The sequence below is a fragment of the Aromatoleum toluolicum genome, assembly GCF_012911005.2.
Lineage (GTDB): Bacteria > Pseudomonadota > Gammaproteobacteria > Burkholderiales > Rhodocyclaceae > Aromatoleum > Aromatoleum toluolicum.
Genome location: NZ_WTVS01000277.1, coordinates 1 through 382, shown reverse-complemented (window position 1 = coordinate 382; position 382 = coordinate 1). Strand labels below are relative to the sequence as shown.

General features: G+C 64.9%; 1 protein-coding gene. It reads left to right on the top strand.

Annotation, left to right across the window (positions count from 1 at the left end):
- A partial coding sequence (locus tag GPA27_RS28730; RefSeq protein ID WP_373322830.1) for an HD-GYP domain-containing protein occupies positions 1 to 382 on the top strand: 382 nt, incomplete at both ends.

The window sequence follows — 382 nt, the reverse complement described above, 5'->3', positions numbered from 1 at the left end:
GGACACGGGCGAGGTCATCACCTTCTCGCAGGCCGACCAGAGCCTGGCCGAGTCGCTGGCCTCGCAGGCGGCCATTGCGCTCACCAACCGGCTGCTCATCACGCAGCTCGAACGCCTGTTCGAGTCGTTCGTGAACCTCATCAACCTGGCCATCGACGAAAAATCGCCCTACACCGGCGGCCACTGTCAGCGCGTTCCCGCCCTCACGATGATGCTGGCCGAGGCTGTGGATGCCATCCGCGAGGGGCCGTTGGCCGCGTTCAAGATGAGCGATCGCGACCGCTACGAGCTCAAGATGGCGGGCCTGCTGCACGCCTGCGGCAAGATCACCACGCCTGTGCACGTGGTGGACAAGGCCACCAAGCTGCAGACCATCTACGAC